Annotated in this window: 14 protein-coding genes; 7 read left to right on the top strand and 7 right to left on the bottom strand. The window is 69.8% G+C overall.

From position 1 onward, the window contains the following. Positions 1 to 29: 29 nt before the first annotated feature. Together ACQP2T_RS45145 and ACQP2T_RS45150 are read right to left on the bottom strand one after the other, a co-directional pair. Positions 30 to 749 (bottom strand): class I SAM-dependent methyltransferase, encoded by a 720-nt coding sequence (locus tag ACQP2T_RS45145; protein WP_433510998.1) that lies wholly within the window; start codon positions 747 to 749, stop codon positions 30 to 32. 21 nt (positions 750 to 770) lie between these two features. After that, positions 771 to 2318 (bottom strand): alkaline phosphatase D family protein, encoded by a 1548-nt coding sequence (locus tag ACQP2T_RS45150; protein ID WP_433510999.1) that lies wholly within the window; start codon positions 2316 to 2318, stop codon positions 771 to 773. 244 nt (positions 2319 to 2562) lie between these two features. Between ACQP2T_RS45150 and ACQP2T_RS45155 the strand changes: the two genes are divergently transcribed. Together ACQP2T_RS45155 and ACQP2T_RS45160 are read left to right on the top strand one after the other, a co-directional pair. Further along, positions 2563 to 3840 (top strand): Glu/Leu/Phe/Val family dehydrogenase, encoded by a 1278-nt coding sequence (locus ACQP2T_RS45155; protein ID WP_433511000.1) that lies wholly within the window; start codon positions 2563 to 2565, stop codon positions 3838 to 3840. 70 nt (positions 3841 to 3910) lie between these two features. Next, on the top strand, positions 3911 to 4141 hold the full coding sequence (locus ACQP2T_RS45160; protein WP_433511001.1) for a hypothetical protein: 231 nt from the start codon (positions 3911 to 3913) through the stop codon (positions 4139 to 4141). 90 nt (positions 4142 to 4231) lie between these two features. Here the strand turns inward: ACQP2T_RS45160 and ACQP2T_RS45165 are convergent, their stop codons facing one another. Further along, complete coding sequence (locus ACQP2T_RS45165; RefSeq protein ID WP_433511002.1) at positions 4232 to 5227, bottom strand: MBL fold metallo-hydrolase; 996 nt, start codon at positions 5225 to 5227, stop codon at positions 4232 to 4234. Between the two features lie 71 nt (positions 5228 to 5298). On the opposite strand from ACQP2T_RS45165, the gene ACQP2T_RS45170 reads away from it, so the two are divergent. The 4 genes from ACQP2T_RS45170 (at position 5299) to ACQP2T_RS45185 (ending at position 9262) form a co-directional block, all read left to right on the top strand. After that, positions 5299 to 5931, top strand: coding sequence for a TetR/AcrR family transcriptional regulator (locus ACQP2T_RS45170; protein ID WP_433511003.1), 633 nt, complete (start codon positions 5299 to 5301; stop codon positions 5929 to 5931). Between the two features lie 82 nt (positions 5932 to 6013). Beyond that, a complete protein-coding gene (locus ACQP2T_RS45175) occupies positions 6014 to 7381 on the top strand; it encodes an APC family permease (RefSeq protein ID WP_433511004.1) in 1368 nt (455 codons plus the stop codon). Beyond that, entirely contained in the window at positions 7378 to 8385 is a 1008-nt protein-coding gene (locus ACQP2T_RS45180; protein WP_433511005.1) for an acetamidase/formamidase family protein, read from the top strand. The genes ACQP2T_RS45175 and ACQP2T_RS45180 overlap by 4 nt, the downstream gene beginning before the upstream one ends. A 52-nt stretch (positions 8386 to 8437) precedes the next feature. After that, positions 8438 to 9262: a trypsin-like serine peptidase gene (locus ACQP2T_RS45185; RefSeq protein WP_433511006.1), complete on the top strand. Its 825-nt coding sequence runs from the start codon at positions 8438 to 8440 to the stop codon at positions 9260 to 9262. 35 nt (positions 9263 to 9297) lie between these two features. Here ACQP2T_RS45185 and ACQP2T_RS45190 read toward each other — a convergent pair whose 3' ends face one another. The 3 genes from ACQP2T_RS45190 to ACQP2T_RS45200 are packed head-to-tail and all read right to left on the bottom strand — an operon-like array spanning position 9298 to position 11449. Continuing rightward, entirely contained in the window at positions 9298 to 10185 is an 888-nt protein-coding gene (locus ACQP2T_RS45190) for a Gfo/Idh/MocA family protein (protein ID WP_433511007.1), read from the bottom strand. Continuing rightward, positions 10182 to 11093: an NAD-dependent epimerase/dehydratase family protein gene (locus tag ACQP2T_RS45195; RefSeq protein ID WP_433511008.1), complete on the bottom strand. Its 912-nt coding sequence runs from the start codon at positions 11091 to 11093 to the stop codon at positions 10182 to 10184. The genes ACQP2T_RS45190 and ACQP2T_RS45195 overlap by 4 nt, the downstream gene beginning before the upstream one ends. Positions 11094 to 11095: 2 nt before the next feature. Further along, complete coding sequence (locus ACQP2T_RS45200; RefSeq protein ID WP_433511009.1) at positions 11096 to 11449, bottom strand: YrdB family protein; 354 nt, start codon at positions 11447 to 11449, stop codon at positions 11096 to 11098. Between the two features lie 114 nt (positions 11450 to 11563). Here ACQP2T_RS45200 and ACQP2T_RS45205 point away from each other — a divergent pair, with 114 nt between their 5' ends. Then, on the top strand, positions 11564 to 12265 hold the full coding sequence (locus ACQP2T_RS45205) for a TetR/AcrR family transcriptional regulator (RefSeq protein WP_433511010.1): 702 nt from the start codon (positions 11564 to 11566) through the stop codon (positions 12263 to 12265). 22 nt (positions 12266 to 12287) lie between these two features. Here the strand turns inward: ACQP2T_RS45205 and ACQP2T_RS45210 are convergent, their stop codons facing one another. Continuing rightward, a complete protein-coding gene (locus ACQP2T_RS45210; protein WP_433511011.1) occupies positions 12288 to 12887 on the bottom strand; it encodes a TetR/AcrR family transcriptional regulator in 600 nt (199 codons plus the stop codon). Position 12888 lies beyond the last annotated feature (1 nt).

The raw sequence follows: 12888 nt of genomic DNA on the forward strand, positions 1-12888 counted from the left end.
TTCACGCTATTTCTTTCGCGCTATTTCGATCAGCCGCCGCTGAGCCGCCACGCCAGGAGGCCCTCCGAGGCCCGCTGGGCCGTGAAGCCGGCCGCGTCGAGCTCGGCGTCGAGCCGCTCCCTGCCGGGCCGATGGCTGACGCTCACCACCTCGTCCTCGCTGATCAGCACCCCACGCTGCCTGATCTGGTAGAGGAAGCGCCACCTGACGGTCTCGCCGGCCGCCTCCAGCACCTGTCCCCAGATCTCGTACGCGTGCCTGCCGACCTGGTACGACCCCATGCGCTCGAGCTCGCCCGGAACGGCGGGAGGCGGTTCGCGGTGGTTGAACACCAGCAGCCCACCGGGTTCGAGCTGCCTGGCCAGCACCTCCCAGAGCCGCTCCCGCTCGGCGGCGTCGAAGCCCTGCAGGACCGAGATCATCACGATGGCCTCGACCGGCTCGTCGACCTCCACGTCGAGCGCGCCGCACGGCAGGACGGTCACGCGGGACAGCAGGTCGGCGCGCTCGGCCAGGCGGGAGACCAGGACCGAGCGCATGCCCAGCGACGGTTCGACGGCGTAGATCTCCGCCGGCGTCTCCCACGCGATCAGCTCGGTGATCAGGCCGGTGCCGGCCCCGATCTCCATGATGCTCCGGCCGATGCCGCTGATCAGCGGCGGGAGGAGCCGGCGTATCTCCGGGACGTGTCCGTCCTCGTGCCACAGGTCGTAGAAGGGCACAGCGACGGAGTACTGGTCATGGTACACAAAAGCCAACGATAACCGTTTTCACGGAATCCGTACAGAATCGATGCGCTTGACCGAGTCACCGGATGATTCGTACCAGTCCAGCTCGCCAGGCAGCGTCAGCGTGGCCACGGCGTTCTGGAACCACGGCCCGGCGATGACCTCCCAGCGGAACGGCGGGCGCGGAATGCGGGCCAGCCGCGCCAGCAACCCGCCGACCAGCGTGGCCAGGCCGAACTGGCTGAACACGTTGGCCCAGCGCAGCAGCGGGCTGAGCGGGTTGCGGATCGGCGAGCAGACGACCTGGTAGATCGGCCGGCCGTTGACCTTGGCCAGGTAGGAGTAGTGCACGTCGCCGGACAGGAGCAGCACCGGCTTGCCGACCTCGACCAGCAGCCGGGCCAGGTCCTCGAACGAGCGGCGGAAGGCCGCCCAGTGCTCCAGGTCGATCGCCTGCCGGAACCGCTCCGAGAGTCGCGCGACTAACCGGCCCCACTTGCCGTCGCAGAGCGCCTCGTTCCAGTTCTGGACGAAGTGGACGCCCTCGGGCAGCAGGAACGGGATCGACGAGCCGATGACCAGCCGCTCGGCCGGCTTGGCGACCTCCTCCAGCAGCCAGGCCCACTCGACCGGGTCGAGCATCCGCCGGTCGCCCGGAGTCAGCTGCCTGGCGCACCGGGTGTCGACCATGATCAGGCGGGTGTCGCCGAGTTCGCGGGAGTAGCTCCACCGGTTGCTGCTCGGGTCGGCGTCGGCCCGCTCGGCGAAGGCGTCGAGCGCGTCGCCGCCCTCGCCCTTCAGCAGGCCGGCCAGCAGCGCGTCGTCCGCCCGTTCGGCCGGCGACAGGTTGCCGAGGTGCTGGTAGACCCAGTAGGCGCCGAGCCCGGCGATCACCCGGCGCTTCCACCAGGAGGTCGCGGCCATCTGCTCGCGCCACGTCTGGGAAGTGTTCCAGTCGTCGCGCAGGTCGTGGTCATCGAAGATCATCGCGGTGGGTACGGTGGACAGCGCCCACCGGATCTCCGGCTCGGTCCACGCCTGGCGGTAGAGCTCGGCGTACTCCTCGAAGTCGGCGATCTCCTTCTGCGGCTCGCTGTTCCTGCGCGCGGCGATGAACTCCAGCATCTCGGGCGACGGGTTGTCGGCGTAGACCTGGTCGCCGAGGAGCAGCAGCAGGTCCGGCCACTCTTCGGGGCCGGCGTCCTTCAGGTGCGAGCCGTAGGTGCGCAGCACGTCCTCGCCATGGGTCAGGACGTACGTGCCGTCGTGGGGCACGCTCGTCCGGCAGGAGCCGAACGCCAGCCGGCTCGGCCCCTCCGCCGGGAACAACCTGATCCGACTGGGTGGCCAGCCTTCCAGCGGCCAGACCCGCTCTTCCCCTATCTTGACCACGTACGAGTCGACGTCCTCGGTCAGGCCGAGCAGATCGACGATCGCGTAGTGGTGTCCGTGGACGGTGAACGTGGACGAGGTGAAGGCCCGGCCCGCGGCCTCCACGGTGACCACGCCGGGTTCGCCGACCTCCACCCAGATCGAGGCGCTGGCTGAATCGACGTAACGCAGCATGGGCCCGACGACCAGTGCGGGCATCAGTCCCCCAGATTCGACAGTTCGGCACACTTGCCGGGGCAAGCCTGCCAGAGTGGCGCGTTTGCAGCATCCCGCTCAGCGCATGTAATTGATGACAGCAGATCGCCTTAGATACGGCAATCCGAAAACCGTAGGCGGCGATAAACGCCGCGCTCTAGGATGATCGTGACACGAACGCCCAAACAAGGCAGGCAATGGCGCCTGCCTTACGTATGGGGCGTAGACAACAGGAGGACTCCCTTCCATGACCGTCATGGTGCCGTCAAGGACGCCGGCCCTGATCACACCTGGCCGCCAGGCCCTCGACTCGGCTCTCCACCAGCTGGACCAGGCCGCCGAACACCTCCGGCTCGACGCCGGGCTCCGTACGATGCTCGCCACACCACGCCGCTCGCTGACCGTCTCGGTCCCCGTGCGCCGCGAGGACGGGCACATGGACGTCGTCCAGGGCTTCCGGGTCCAGCACAACGTCTCACGCGGGCCCGCCAAGGGCGGCCTCCGCTTCCACCCGAGCACCGACATCCATGAGGTCACCGCCCTCGCGATGTGGATGACATGGAAGTGCGCGCTGGTCGGCATCCCGTACGGCGGCGCCAAGGGCGGCGTGGCCGTGGACCCGACCGAGCTCACCCAGCGCGAGCTGGAGCGCGTGACCCGCCGCTACGTCAACGAGATCCTGCCGATGATCGGCCCGGAGAAGGACATCCCGGCCCCTGACGTCGGCACCGACGAGCAGACCATGGCCTGGATCATGGACACCTACAGCGTCAACACCGGCTACTCGGTGCCCGGCGTGGTCACCGGCAAGCCGCTGACGCTGGGCGGCTCCCTCGGCCGGACCGGCTCGACCTCGCGCGGCGTCCAGATCGCCGCCATGTGCGCGCTCGGCCGCTCGCCCGAGGGCGTGACGGTGGCCGTACAGGGGTTCGGCAAGGTGGGCGCCCCGGCCGCGCAGTACCTCTCCGACGCCGGCTGCACGGTGGTCGCCGTGTCCGACGCGACGGGCGCGGTGTACGCCCCCGGCGGGCTCGACATCGCCGACCTGCGCGCCTGGGCCGCCGAGTCGGGCGGCGTGTCCGGCTACCGCCACGCGGACGCCCTGGACCACGCCGAGCTGTTCGAGCTGGACGTGGACGTGCTGGTGCCCGCGGCCCTGGAAGGGGCGATCACCGCCGAGAACGCGCCGCGGATCCGCGCCCGCCTGATTGTGGAGGGCGCCAACGGGCCCACGACGCCGGAGGCGGACGAGATCCTGGCCGCCAACGGCACGATCGTGGTGCCCGACATCCTGGCCAACGCGGGCGGGGTGATCGTGTCGTACCTGGAGTGGGTGCAGAACATGCAGGCCTACTCCTGGAGCGGCGGCGAGGTGGAGCTGAAGCTGCGCGAGCTGATGGAGGGCGCCTACGCCGAGGTGCGTTCGCTGGCCACCGCCCGCGACCTCACCCTGCGGCAGGCGGCGCACGTCATCGGCGTCGGCCGGGTGGCGGAGGCACACCAGATGCGCGGCCTCTACCCGTGAGACTTTAGTAGGCCCTGAGGTATCCCTAGGTTCGATGCCCGTGCCTCCACCTGCCCGCCATGGTGGAGGCATGAGGGGATTTCTGGGCGTGATCGCGGTCATTCAGGGGTTGGGCGGATTCGTGGCGCGAGTCTTCTTCGACACCGAATGGGGTCTGCTGCACAGGTTGTTCGACATCCCGACCCCCGCGTACCTCGCGGTCGCGGCAGCCGGGGTCGCCCTGCTCATCTGGAGCGACCAGGACCAAACCCCTCAGAGGGACACCAGCGACGACGGCCCTCCTCCCTCACCCCAGCTATAACGGACCGTTCTCTTTCTCACCCCCGCAGGGGGTATCCCCCATGGGGACACCAGCCACCACAGACCGTCACAGAGATCGAGACCATGGCGGTCACAGACCCTCATAGAGACGGTAGGTGGCCAAGATGTTCAGCCGGTGCAGGTCACGGCAGAGCTGAAGCATCCCGGCCTGGGCCATTTCCCGTGGCACCGCGTAGGCCGTGAGCGCCGCCGACAGCGCCGGGTCCAGCCGCTCCGCCCACGGGTTCGAGCAGGCGCCGAACGTCTCCTCCAGACTCCGCCCGGCCGTCACACTCGCGGCGACCTCGTCGTGGAGCACCTCCAGGTAGCCGACGAGCGCGTCGATGGCGGCGTGCCCGTCACCCATCGGCCCGTGACCCGGCACGATCGTGTCCAGCTCGGGCAGCGCCTCGCGCATCCGGCGCAGTGAGGCCAGGTAGGGCTCGGGTCCGCCCTGCAGCAGCATGTGCGCGGTGCCCGCGTGGCAGAGGAAGTTGCCGGTCCACGCGGTACGGGTGTCGGGGACGTACACGACCGTGTCGCCGGGGCCGTTGCCCGGACCGAAGTGGTGGAGCTGGACCAGCCGCCCGCCCAGGTCGATCTCGGCGTAGGAGTCGAACACCACGTCCGGGGTGCGCCACCGGCTCACCTCGTCGAGCAGCCCGCCGTCGCCGTACATGTTGGCGGACCTGATCTCCTTCTCGTACGCGAGGTCGGACATCTCGTTCTTGTTCCGCCGCGACGAGACGACGACCACCTCGGCCGGGAACGCGGCGTTCCCGAACGTGTGATCGCCGTGATACGTGGTGTTGACCAGGTAGCGCACGGGTTTGGCCGTCAGCTCGGTAGCGAGGTGCTGGATCTGGTGGGAGATCGCGGGCGTGATGCCCGCGTCGACCACCAGCGCGGCGTCGCGGCCGGCGATGAGGCCGTTGTTGTCCTTGGGCGGGATGCCCGCCATCAGCGCGTACGCACCGTCGGCGAAGGCGTGCGGAGCCAGCTCCAGGCCGACCGGTGACAGGTTGGGCCCGCCGTATCCCTCGGGCCGCTCGGCGATCTCGCGTGCCGGAATTCTGGACTTGGACATCTTCTGCTCCTCTCGGCTGCTGCTAAAATAATAGAACACTCGATTATTTTGCAAGTGATTGGATGGCCCTTGTGGAGACGACGACAGGCCGGCGCGGCCCGGGCCGCCCGCCCAAGGCCGAGGCGGGAGACACCAAGGCGGCCCTGCTCGACGCCGCGTTGCGGCTGTTCGCGCGGCACGGCTACGCGGGCACCTCGATCAGGGCGATCGCCCGCGAGGTGGGACTGAGCGAGAGCGTCCTGTACGCGCACTTCCCCGGCAAGCAGGCGATCTACGAGGCGGCGATGTCCCTGGCCGGGCCGCAGGTGGCACTGGTAGCCCTGGGCGGCGAGGGCTCTGTCGACGATCCGGCGGAGTTCGTCCGCGCGTTCGCCGACCGCGTGCTGGCCGCCTGGGACACGCCTCAGGCCAGGCAGAGCATCAGCCTGGTCTCCCGCGACGGGCTGATCCACGACGAGATGCTCGGCCTGGGCATCGAACGGGCGCTGGCGGGCTTGGCGGAGGTGTTCGCGCGCTGGCTGGCCGAGGGGCGGGTGCGCGACGATCTGGGGTCGCCGGACGATCTCGCGTACTCGCTGCTGGGCCCGATAGCGCACGCCCGCGTGCTGTGGCTGCACGACGGGGCCACGCCGGAGCAGCGCGAGCTGGCCCGGCGGCGGATGACGGCGCACGCCGCCCTGTTCGCCCGCGCGATCACGCCCTGATCGGCCCGCCCGCGGCGAAGCCTGTTCAGCCGGAGGTTTTGGATCTACCGTGCGAATTGCCCCCTGCATCAAGGAGCCGTCCATGAGCAGCGTCGAGCAGTTCGGCTACCGCCAGGAGCTTCAGCGTTCCCTGGGCTTCGCGGATCTGATGATCTACGGTTTGATCTTCATGGTGCCGATCGCGCCGTTCGGCATCTTCGGCAACGTCTTCGCCCTGTCCGGTGGGATGGTGGCGCTCGCCTACCTGATCGGGCTGGTCGCCATGGCGTTCAGCGGGCTGTCGTACGCGCAGATGGCCAGGGCCTTCCCGATGGCCGGCTCGGTCTATACCTACGCCGGCCGCGGCATCGCGCCGCCCGTCGGGTTCATGGCCGGGTGGGCGATCCTGCTCGACTACCTGCTGGTCCCGGCGCTGCTCTACCTGGTGGCGAGCACGGCCATGAACTCGTTCGTGCCGGCGGTGCCGGTGTGGCTGTGGCTCGTCGCCTTCGTGCTGCTCAACACCGTGGTGAACTATTTCGGCATCCAGATGACGGCGCGCATCACCCGGATCATGCTGGTGGCCGAGTTGCTCGTGCTGGCGATCTTCCTGGTCGTCGGCGGCGTCGCGCTGGCGCAGGGCAAGGCCACGACGGGCGCGCTGACCCCTCTCTACGACTCCTCGAGCTTCTCCTGGACGCTGGTGTTCGGGGCGGCCTCGGTGGCGGTGCTGTCGTTCCTCGGCTTCGACGGCATCTCGACGCTGGCCGAGGAGAACCGCGAGGACGCGCGGCGGCTGGGCCGGTCCATGGTGGCCGCGCTGGCGCTGGCCGCGGTGCTGTTCGTGGTGCAGACCTGGGTCGCGGCCCTGCTCGTGCCCGACCGGGCCGCCCTCCTGGCCCCGGGGGCCCAGCTGGGCAATGCCTTCTACGACCTGGCCTCGTATGCCGGTGGTGCCTGGCTGGGGGTGTTGTGCGCGGTCGCGACGGCCATCGCCTGGGGTTTCGCCAACTCGCTGGTCGCGCAGGCGGCCACCTCGCGGCTGCTGTTCGCGATGGCGCGGGACCGGCAGTTACCGTCGTTCCTGGCCCGTATCGACCCCAAGCACAAGGTGCCGGTGAACGCCACGTTCGCGGTCGCGGTCGTCTCGCTGCTGCTCGGTGTCGGCATGAGCCTTTACGACAAGGGCATCGACCTGCTCAGCACCATGGTCAACTTCGGCGCGATGACCGCGTTCCTGCTGCTGCACGTGGCCGTCGTGGTGCACTACGTGGTGCGGCGGCGCAGCCGCGACTGGCTGGCGCACCTCGTCGTGCCGGTGGTCGGCTTCGCCGTGCTGGTCCTCGTCGTCATCAACGCAAACGTCGCGGCCCAGCGGCTCGGCTTCATCTGGCTCGGCATCGGGCTGCTCGCCACGATCGCGCTCTATGTCCTGGGCCGCAAGCCCGTCCTGCCCTCGGAGGTCTCGTGAACGTCGTCTCCTATCGTCCCTCTTCGGAGGAGTTCGGTTACACCTTCGGCGGGCGCGCCCCGGTGGGCAAGGTGACGCCGGGCACGATCCTGGAGCTGTTCACCGAGGACTGCTTCGGCGGCCGGGTCCGCACGGTCGACGACCTGCCGTCGCGGGTGTGCGAGTTCCCCTACCTGAACCCCGTCACCGGCCCCTTCCACGTGACGGGCGCCGAGCCCGGCGACACGCTGGCGCTGCACTTCGTCTCGATCACCCCGGCCAGGGATTGGGCGGTCTCCACCACGTTCCCGCACTTCGGCGCGCTGACCGGCACGCACACCACCGCCATGCTGCAGCCGCCGCTGGAGGAGCGGGTCTGGCGCTACGACCTCGACACCGCCAAGGGCGTCGCCGTCTACCACGCCCGCAACAGCGACTACAGCGTGGAACTGCCGCTCGACCCGATGCACGGCACGGTCGGCGTCGCGCCCGCCGCGAACGAGTCGCGGATGACGATCACACCCGACGCGCACGGCGGCAACATGGACACCCCCGAGCTGCGCGCCGGCGTAACCGTCTACCTGGGCGTCAACGTGGCGGGCGGCCTGTTCTCCATCGGCGACGGCCACGGCCGGCAGGGCCACGGCGAGGTGTGCGGCACCGCGGTCGAGGCCGCCATGAACACGGTCGTGGCGGTCGAGCTGATCAAGGGAGTGACGACGCCCTGGCCGCGGCTGGAGGATGATCTGCATCTGATGTCCACCGGATCGGCCCGGCCGCTGGAGGACGCGTACCGCATCAGCCAGCACGACCTGGTCACCTGGACGTCGGCGCTGACCGGACTCGACACGCTCGACGCCTACCAGCTGGTCAGCCAGGGCGGGCAGGCACCGGTGGGAAATGTGTGCGACACCAACTACACGATGGTCGCCAAACTTCCCAAGTCCTACCTCGGCACCCCGGCCGCCTACGATTCGGCGCACTCGCGACTGCGCGCCCTTGGAGCTCAGTACAGGGTTAGGTAAACCTTCATGTCGCAGGTCAGAGCGCTGATGATCATCTGCCTAGAGTGTACGGGTGCTCAGGATGGTGCTCTCTCTGGCCCTGCTCGATCCGACCGGCCTCGCGGAGGTGCCCCAGCGATCGGTGCCTTCGCGCAGGGTGCTGACACCGGACGGCGACCGCCTGGGGTACGCACTGGTCCCCCGCCCCTACACCGGCGTCCAACGGCTCATCGGGGTGCTGCTCGGGCGTGATCCGGCGACCGGTACGAACGTGATGTGCGGGGGCACGGTGATCAGGTCGCGCAGCCGCAGCCTGGTGCTGACGGCCGCGCACTGCCTCTACCACGACGGCCGGCCGCTGCGGCAGGTCGCCTTCCTGCCGGGCTTCGACCGGGGGCATCCGCCGTTCGGCGTCTGGCCGGCCGTGCGGACCTGGGTGCCCGATCAGTGGCGGGGCCGGCCGTACTCCGCCGAGCTGCTGCCGTACGACGTCGGGCTGGTCGGGGTGATGCGGCGCGGCGGCACCCTGGAGGACGCGACCGGGCCCGGGCTGCGCACGCTGGCCACCCGCAGGGGTACATCGCTGCGCGGGCTCGACCTGCTCGGTTACCCGGCGGGACGGCGGTATCCCGGCACCCAGATGTACCACTGCGTGGGGGACGCCAAAGAGGCCACCGCCCAGGGGCCGGGTGTGCTGGTGACCCAGAACTGCCACGCCCCGTCGGGCGGCAGCGGCGGTCCGGCCGTGTACGGGGAGGAGGTGGCGGGTGTCGTGTCGTCCTCCAGCCCGATGAGTGACGCGGGCGGGTTCACCGTGCTGGCCCGGGTCGGCGGCCGGCCGTTCAGCCGCCTGCTGGCCGGCGCCGACACCTGGATGCGCCACAGGCAGAGCTCGTGACGGCGGGGACTGGCTATGAGGCGTTCGCGACGATGTTATGAGGCGTTCGCGACGATGTCCTCGCAGATGGCGTGGCTGATCAGCGCGTCGTCCGCGCTGATCGTGCGGCCGTCGCGGACCGCGGTGAGGAACTCCAGGCAGATGCGCTCGATGCCGCGCTGCCGGGCGACCGGCACCCAGTCGGGCCGCCTGGTGAGCGTCTCGCCGCCCGCGTAGTCGATCACATCACCCAGGTTGACCACCCGGCGCTTGACGCCGTCTCCCATGACCTCGCAGGTCTCCTCCGTGGCCCCGCTGACCCGGTTCATGAGGCCGATGGCGGTGAAGCCGTCGCCGGACAGCTCCAGCACGATGTGCTCGATCAGTCCGTCCTGGACGCGGGTCCTGATCCGGGTCCCGGTGACCTCGCCGGGCGCGAGGAAGCGGAGCGTGTCGACCACATGAATGAAGTCATCAAATATCGCCCGCCGGGGCACGTCGGGGTATGTTTCGCGGTTCTTCGCCAGGACAATGAGGTGCCGAGGGAGGGCGAGAAGCCCGGTGTAGCCGGGGGCGTACCGGCGGTTGAAGCCGACCATCAGCGAGCGCTTCTTCGCCTTCGCCAGCCGTACGAGAGCTTCGCAGTCGGCCAGGTTGTCGGCGATCGGCTTGTCCACGTAGACGTGCGCCCCGGCATCGAGCAGCGGCTCGACGATCTCGCGGTGGGCCCCGGTGGCGGCGTGCACGAACGCGACCTCGACCCCGCTCTTGATCACGTCGTCCACCGAGGTGGACCGGGCGGCGATCCGGTAGGTATCGCCGAGCCGGTCCAGGGTCTTGCTGTTGCGTGTGCAGAGGTGCAGGTCGAGGCCCGGCTGGGCGGCGAGCACGGGCAGGTACGCCTTCTCCGCGATGTCGCCCAGGCCGATCATGGCTGTTTTCACGCCTTGAGCGTAGCCGCGAGCGCCTCGTCGATCGGCGTGGGCGCGACATCGAACGTCCGCTGGAAGGCCGAGGAGTCGAGCACGTACGGCGCGGTGAACTGGTAGCGGACGTGCTTCAGCTCCCTGACCATCGGCGAGAACAGACCCATCGCCTGGACCAGCGGCCACGGCAGCGTGGCCAGCTTGGGCGCGGGCCGTCCCTCGATGGCCGCCATCCGCTCACCGATCTGGCGGAAGCTGAGCGGGTCGCTGGTGGGCACGTGCCACGGTCGTCCCCAGGCCCGCTCATCGGTGCCCGCGACGATCAGCGCGTCGGCGACGTCGGGCAGGTAGGTCCAGCTGTGCGGGATGTCGGCGGGGAACACCAGCTGGATGGTCTTGCCCGCCCTGAACGGCACCAGGAACCGCCCGCCCAGATGCGACTGGTCGGTGGCGCCGGGGCCGAAGTAGTCGGAGCCGCGTACCTCGGTCGCCCGGATCCGGCCCACCTTGTGCGCGGCCAGCGCGTCTTTCCAGATCTTCGCCCGCACCTGAGCCTTCGGGGTGGCCGAGGCGAGCGGCAGATCCTCGGTCATCGGGCCCTTGACCGGGCCGTAGGGATAGAGGTTGCCCAGGATGACCAGCACCGCGCCCGTGGCCTCCGCCGCGCCGAGAAACGACGCGGCCATCGGCGGCCAGTCGGTCAGCCAGCGGTGGTATTGCGGGTTGACGCAGTTGTAGAGGACGTCGGCGCCCTTGGCGACCTCCGTCAGCCGCGCCATGTCGGCGACGTCGGCCGCCACCTTGTGGACCCCGGCGGGGCCGCTGCCCGAGCGGGTCACCACGGTGACCTCGTGCCCCTGGGCCAGGAGCTTGGTGGCCAGATGCGTACCGACCTGGCCGGAACCCACGACGACGTGCTTACCCATGATCAGACCTGCTTCCAGACGATGCGGAGGACCGCGTTGAGGACGAAGACCGCTGCGAAGACGGCAGCCGGCGTGGCCAGGCTCGCGGCGTAGAGCGCCAGGGCGCCGCCACCGAACCAGAGGATCTCCAGGGCGGCCCTGGCCAGGCCGGTCAGCGGGAACGTGGCGTTGGCGCCGCCGCCCGCACCGAACAGGGCCCAGACGGCGATGAACAAGGCGGGCCCGCCGAGCCCGGCGAGCAGCTTGATCGCCCAGTTCGGGCTCACCGTGAAGCCCCAGTAGCCCACCGAGGCCAGGACGCCGAGCTCCAGGAAGAACATCAGAGCCGCGTTGGCCCCTTTGGCGATGGTCAGCATCTCGAACCTCCGCGTGACTGCCGTTCGCTTACGAGAGCAATGCTCTCTCATTGGAGCGACAGTCGTCAAGAGCAGTGCTCTCGTTTTTTCGCAGTGCTCTGATATGGTCGGGACATGACTGCGAGCCGTACCGCGAGAGAACGTGTCCGGGCCGAGCTGACCAAGGAGATCACCGACATCGCCCGCCGCCAGCTGGCCACCGAAGGCGCGGGTGGCCTCTCCCTGCGCGCGGTGGCCCGCGAGATGGGCATGGTCTCGTCGGCCATCTACCGCTATTTCCCCAGCCGCGATGACCTGCTGACCGCGCTGATCATCGACGGCTACAACGCGCTCGGCGCGGCGGTGGAGCGCGCCGACGCGGACAGCCCGCCCGGCGACTTCGCGGGGCGCTGGCTGGCCGTCTGCCATGCCGTACGCGACTGGGCGCTGGCCCATCCGCACGAGTACACGCTGCTGTACGGCTCCCCCGTGCCCGGCTACCAGGCGCCGGAGGAGACGATCGCGGCCAGGCTCCGCGATGTGGCGGTGTTCGGCCGGATCACCGCACAGGCGTACGACGCGGGCGCGCTGACCCCGCCCAGCCTCGCGCCGCCCGCCCCCGCCGCGCTGTCGGCGGACGCGGCGAACCTGCGCCAGATCATGCCCGGGGTCCCCGACGACCTGATCTTCCGTGGCCTCACCGCGTGGACCGGCCTGTACGGCTGGGTCAACTTCGAGGTGTTCGGCCAGTTCGAGAACACGATCGACGACAGGCGTGGGAGCTTCGAGCAGTCGGTGCGTACGTTGGGCGCGGTGCTGGGCCTCAAGCCCGCATGAACGCTCTGTTCGCCTGCCGGGCTCAGGACCGGGTGAAGAGCGGGACCATGACCTCGTCGGCGATCTGCACAAGAAGCTCGTCCGGGATGGGCAGGCCCTGGAAGAGGAAGTGCTGCCGGAGCAGCGCCTGACCGGCGTCGAGCCGGCGCGGGGTCACGTCCTCGGGGGCGACCTCGCCGCGCTCGACCGCCCGGCGGACGATCTCCCGCATCAGCCGTCTGCCGGTGCCCTGCGAGTTCTCCCGGAACGTGGCGGCCCGCGACTCGTCGCCCAGCGCCTCGCTGAGCAGCCCGCGCATCGCCTCACCCGCGGGACCGGCCAGCGCCTCGGCCGTCCGCCGCAACGCCGCCAGTATGTCGCCGCGCAGGCTGCCCGTGTCGGGGACGGACAGCGCGTCGGGCAGTACGTGATAGACGGCGTCCATGACCAGCTCGATGCGGGTGGGCCAGCGCCGGTAGAGCGAGGCCTTACTGGCCTTGGCTCTCTCGGCGACACGCTCCATGGTCAGCCGGGCGTAACCGACCTCGGCGAGTTCGGCGAGGGTCGCCTGATAGATGGCGACGTTGAGCGCCTCGCCGCGCCGTCGCGGCAGCTTGCGGTGGTCGGTGACCATGACAGGCATC

Origin of the sequence: Nonomuraea sp. CA-143628, assembly GCF_050942315.1 — a bacterium.
Classification (GTDB): Bacteria; Actinomycetota; Actinomycetes; order Streptosporangiales; family Streptosporangiaceae; genus Nonomuraea.

What these genes read in the sequence shown, in the direction of transcription:
- ACQP2T_RS45150 (WP_433510999.1), bottom strand. Translation starts at nt 2,318, where the DNA reads ATGCCCGCACTGGTCGTCGGGCCCATGCTGCGTTACGTCGATTCAGCC.
- ACQP2T_RS45155 (WP_433511000.1), top strand. Translation starts at nt 2,563, where the DNA reads ATGACCGTCATGGTGCCGTCAAGGACGCCGGCCCTGATCACACCTGGC.
- ACQP2T_RS45160 (WP_433511001.1), top strand. Translation starts at nt 3,911, where the DNA reads ATGAGGGGATTTCTGGGCGTGATCGCGGTCATTCAGGGGTTGGGCGGA.
- ACQP2T_RS45165 (WP_433511002.1), bottom strand. Translation starts at nt 5,227, where the DNA reads ATGTCCAAGTCCAGAATTCCGGCACGCGAGATCGCCGAGCGGCCCGAG.
- ACQP2T_RS45175 (WP_433511004.1), top strand. Translation starts at nt 6,014, where the DNA reads ATGAGCAGCGTCGAGCAGTTCGGCTACCGCCAGGAGCTTCAGCGTTCC.
- ACQP2T_RS45195 (WP_433511008.1), bottom strand. Translation starts at nt 11,093, where the DNA reads ATGGGTAAGCACGTCGTCGTGGGTTCCGGCCAGGTCGGTACGCATCTG.
- ACQP2T_RS45200 (WP_433511009.1), bottom strand. Translation starts at nt 11,449, where the DNA reads ATGCTGACCATCGCCAAAGGGGCCAACGCGGCTCTGATGTTCTTCCTG.
- ACQP2T_RS45205 (WP_433511010.1), top strand. Translation starts at nt 11,564, where the DNA reads ATGACTGCGAGCCGTACCGCGAGAGAACGTGTCCGGGCCGAGCTGACC.
- ACQP2T_RS45210 (WP_433511011.1), bottom strand. Translation starts at nt 12,887, where the DNA reads ATGCCTGTCATGGTCACCGACCACCGCAAGCTGCCGCGACGGCGCGGC.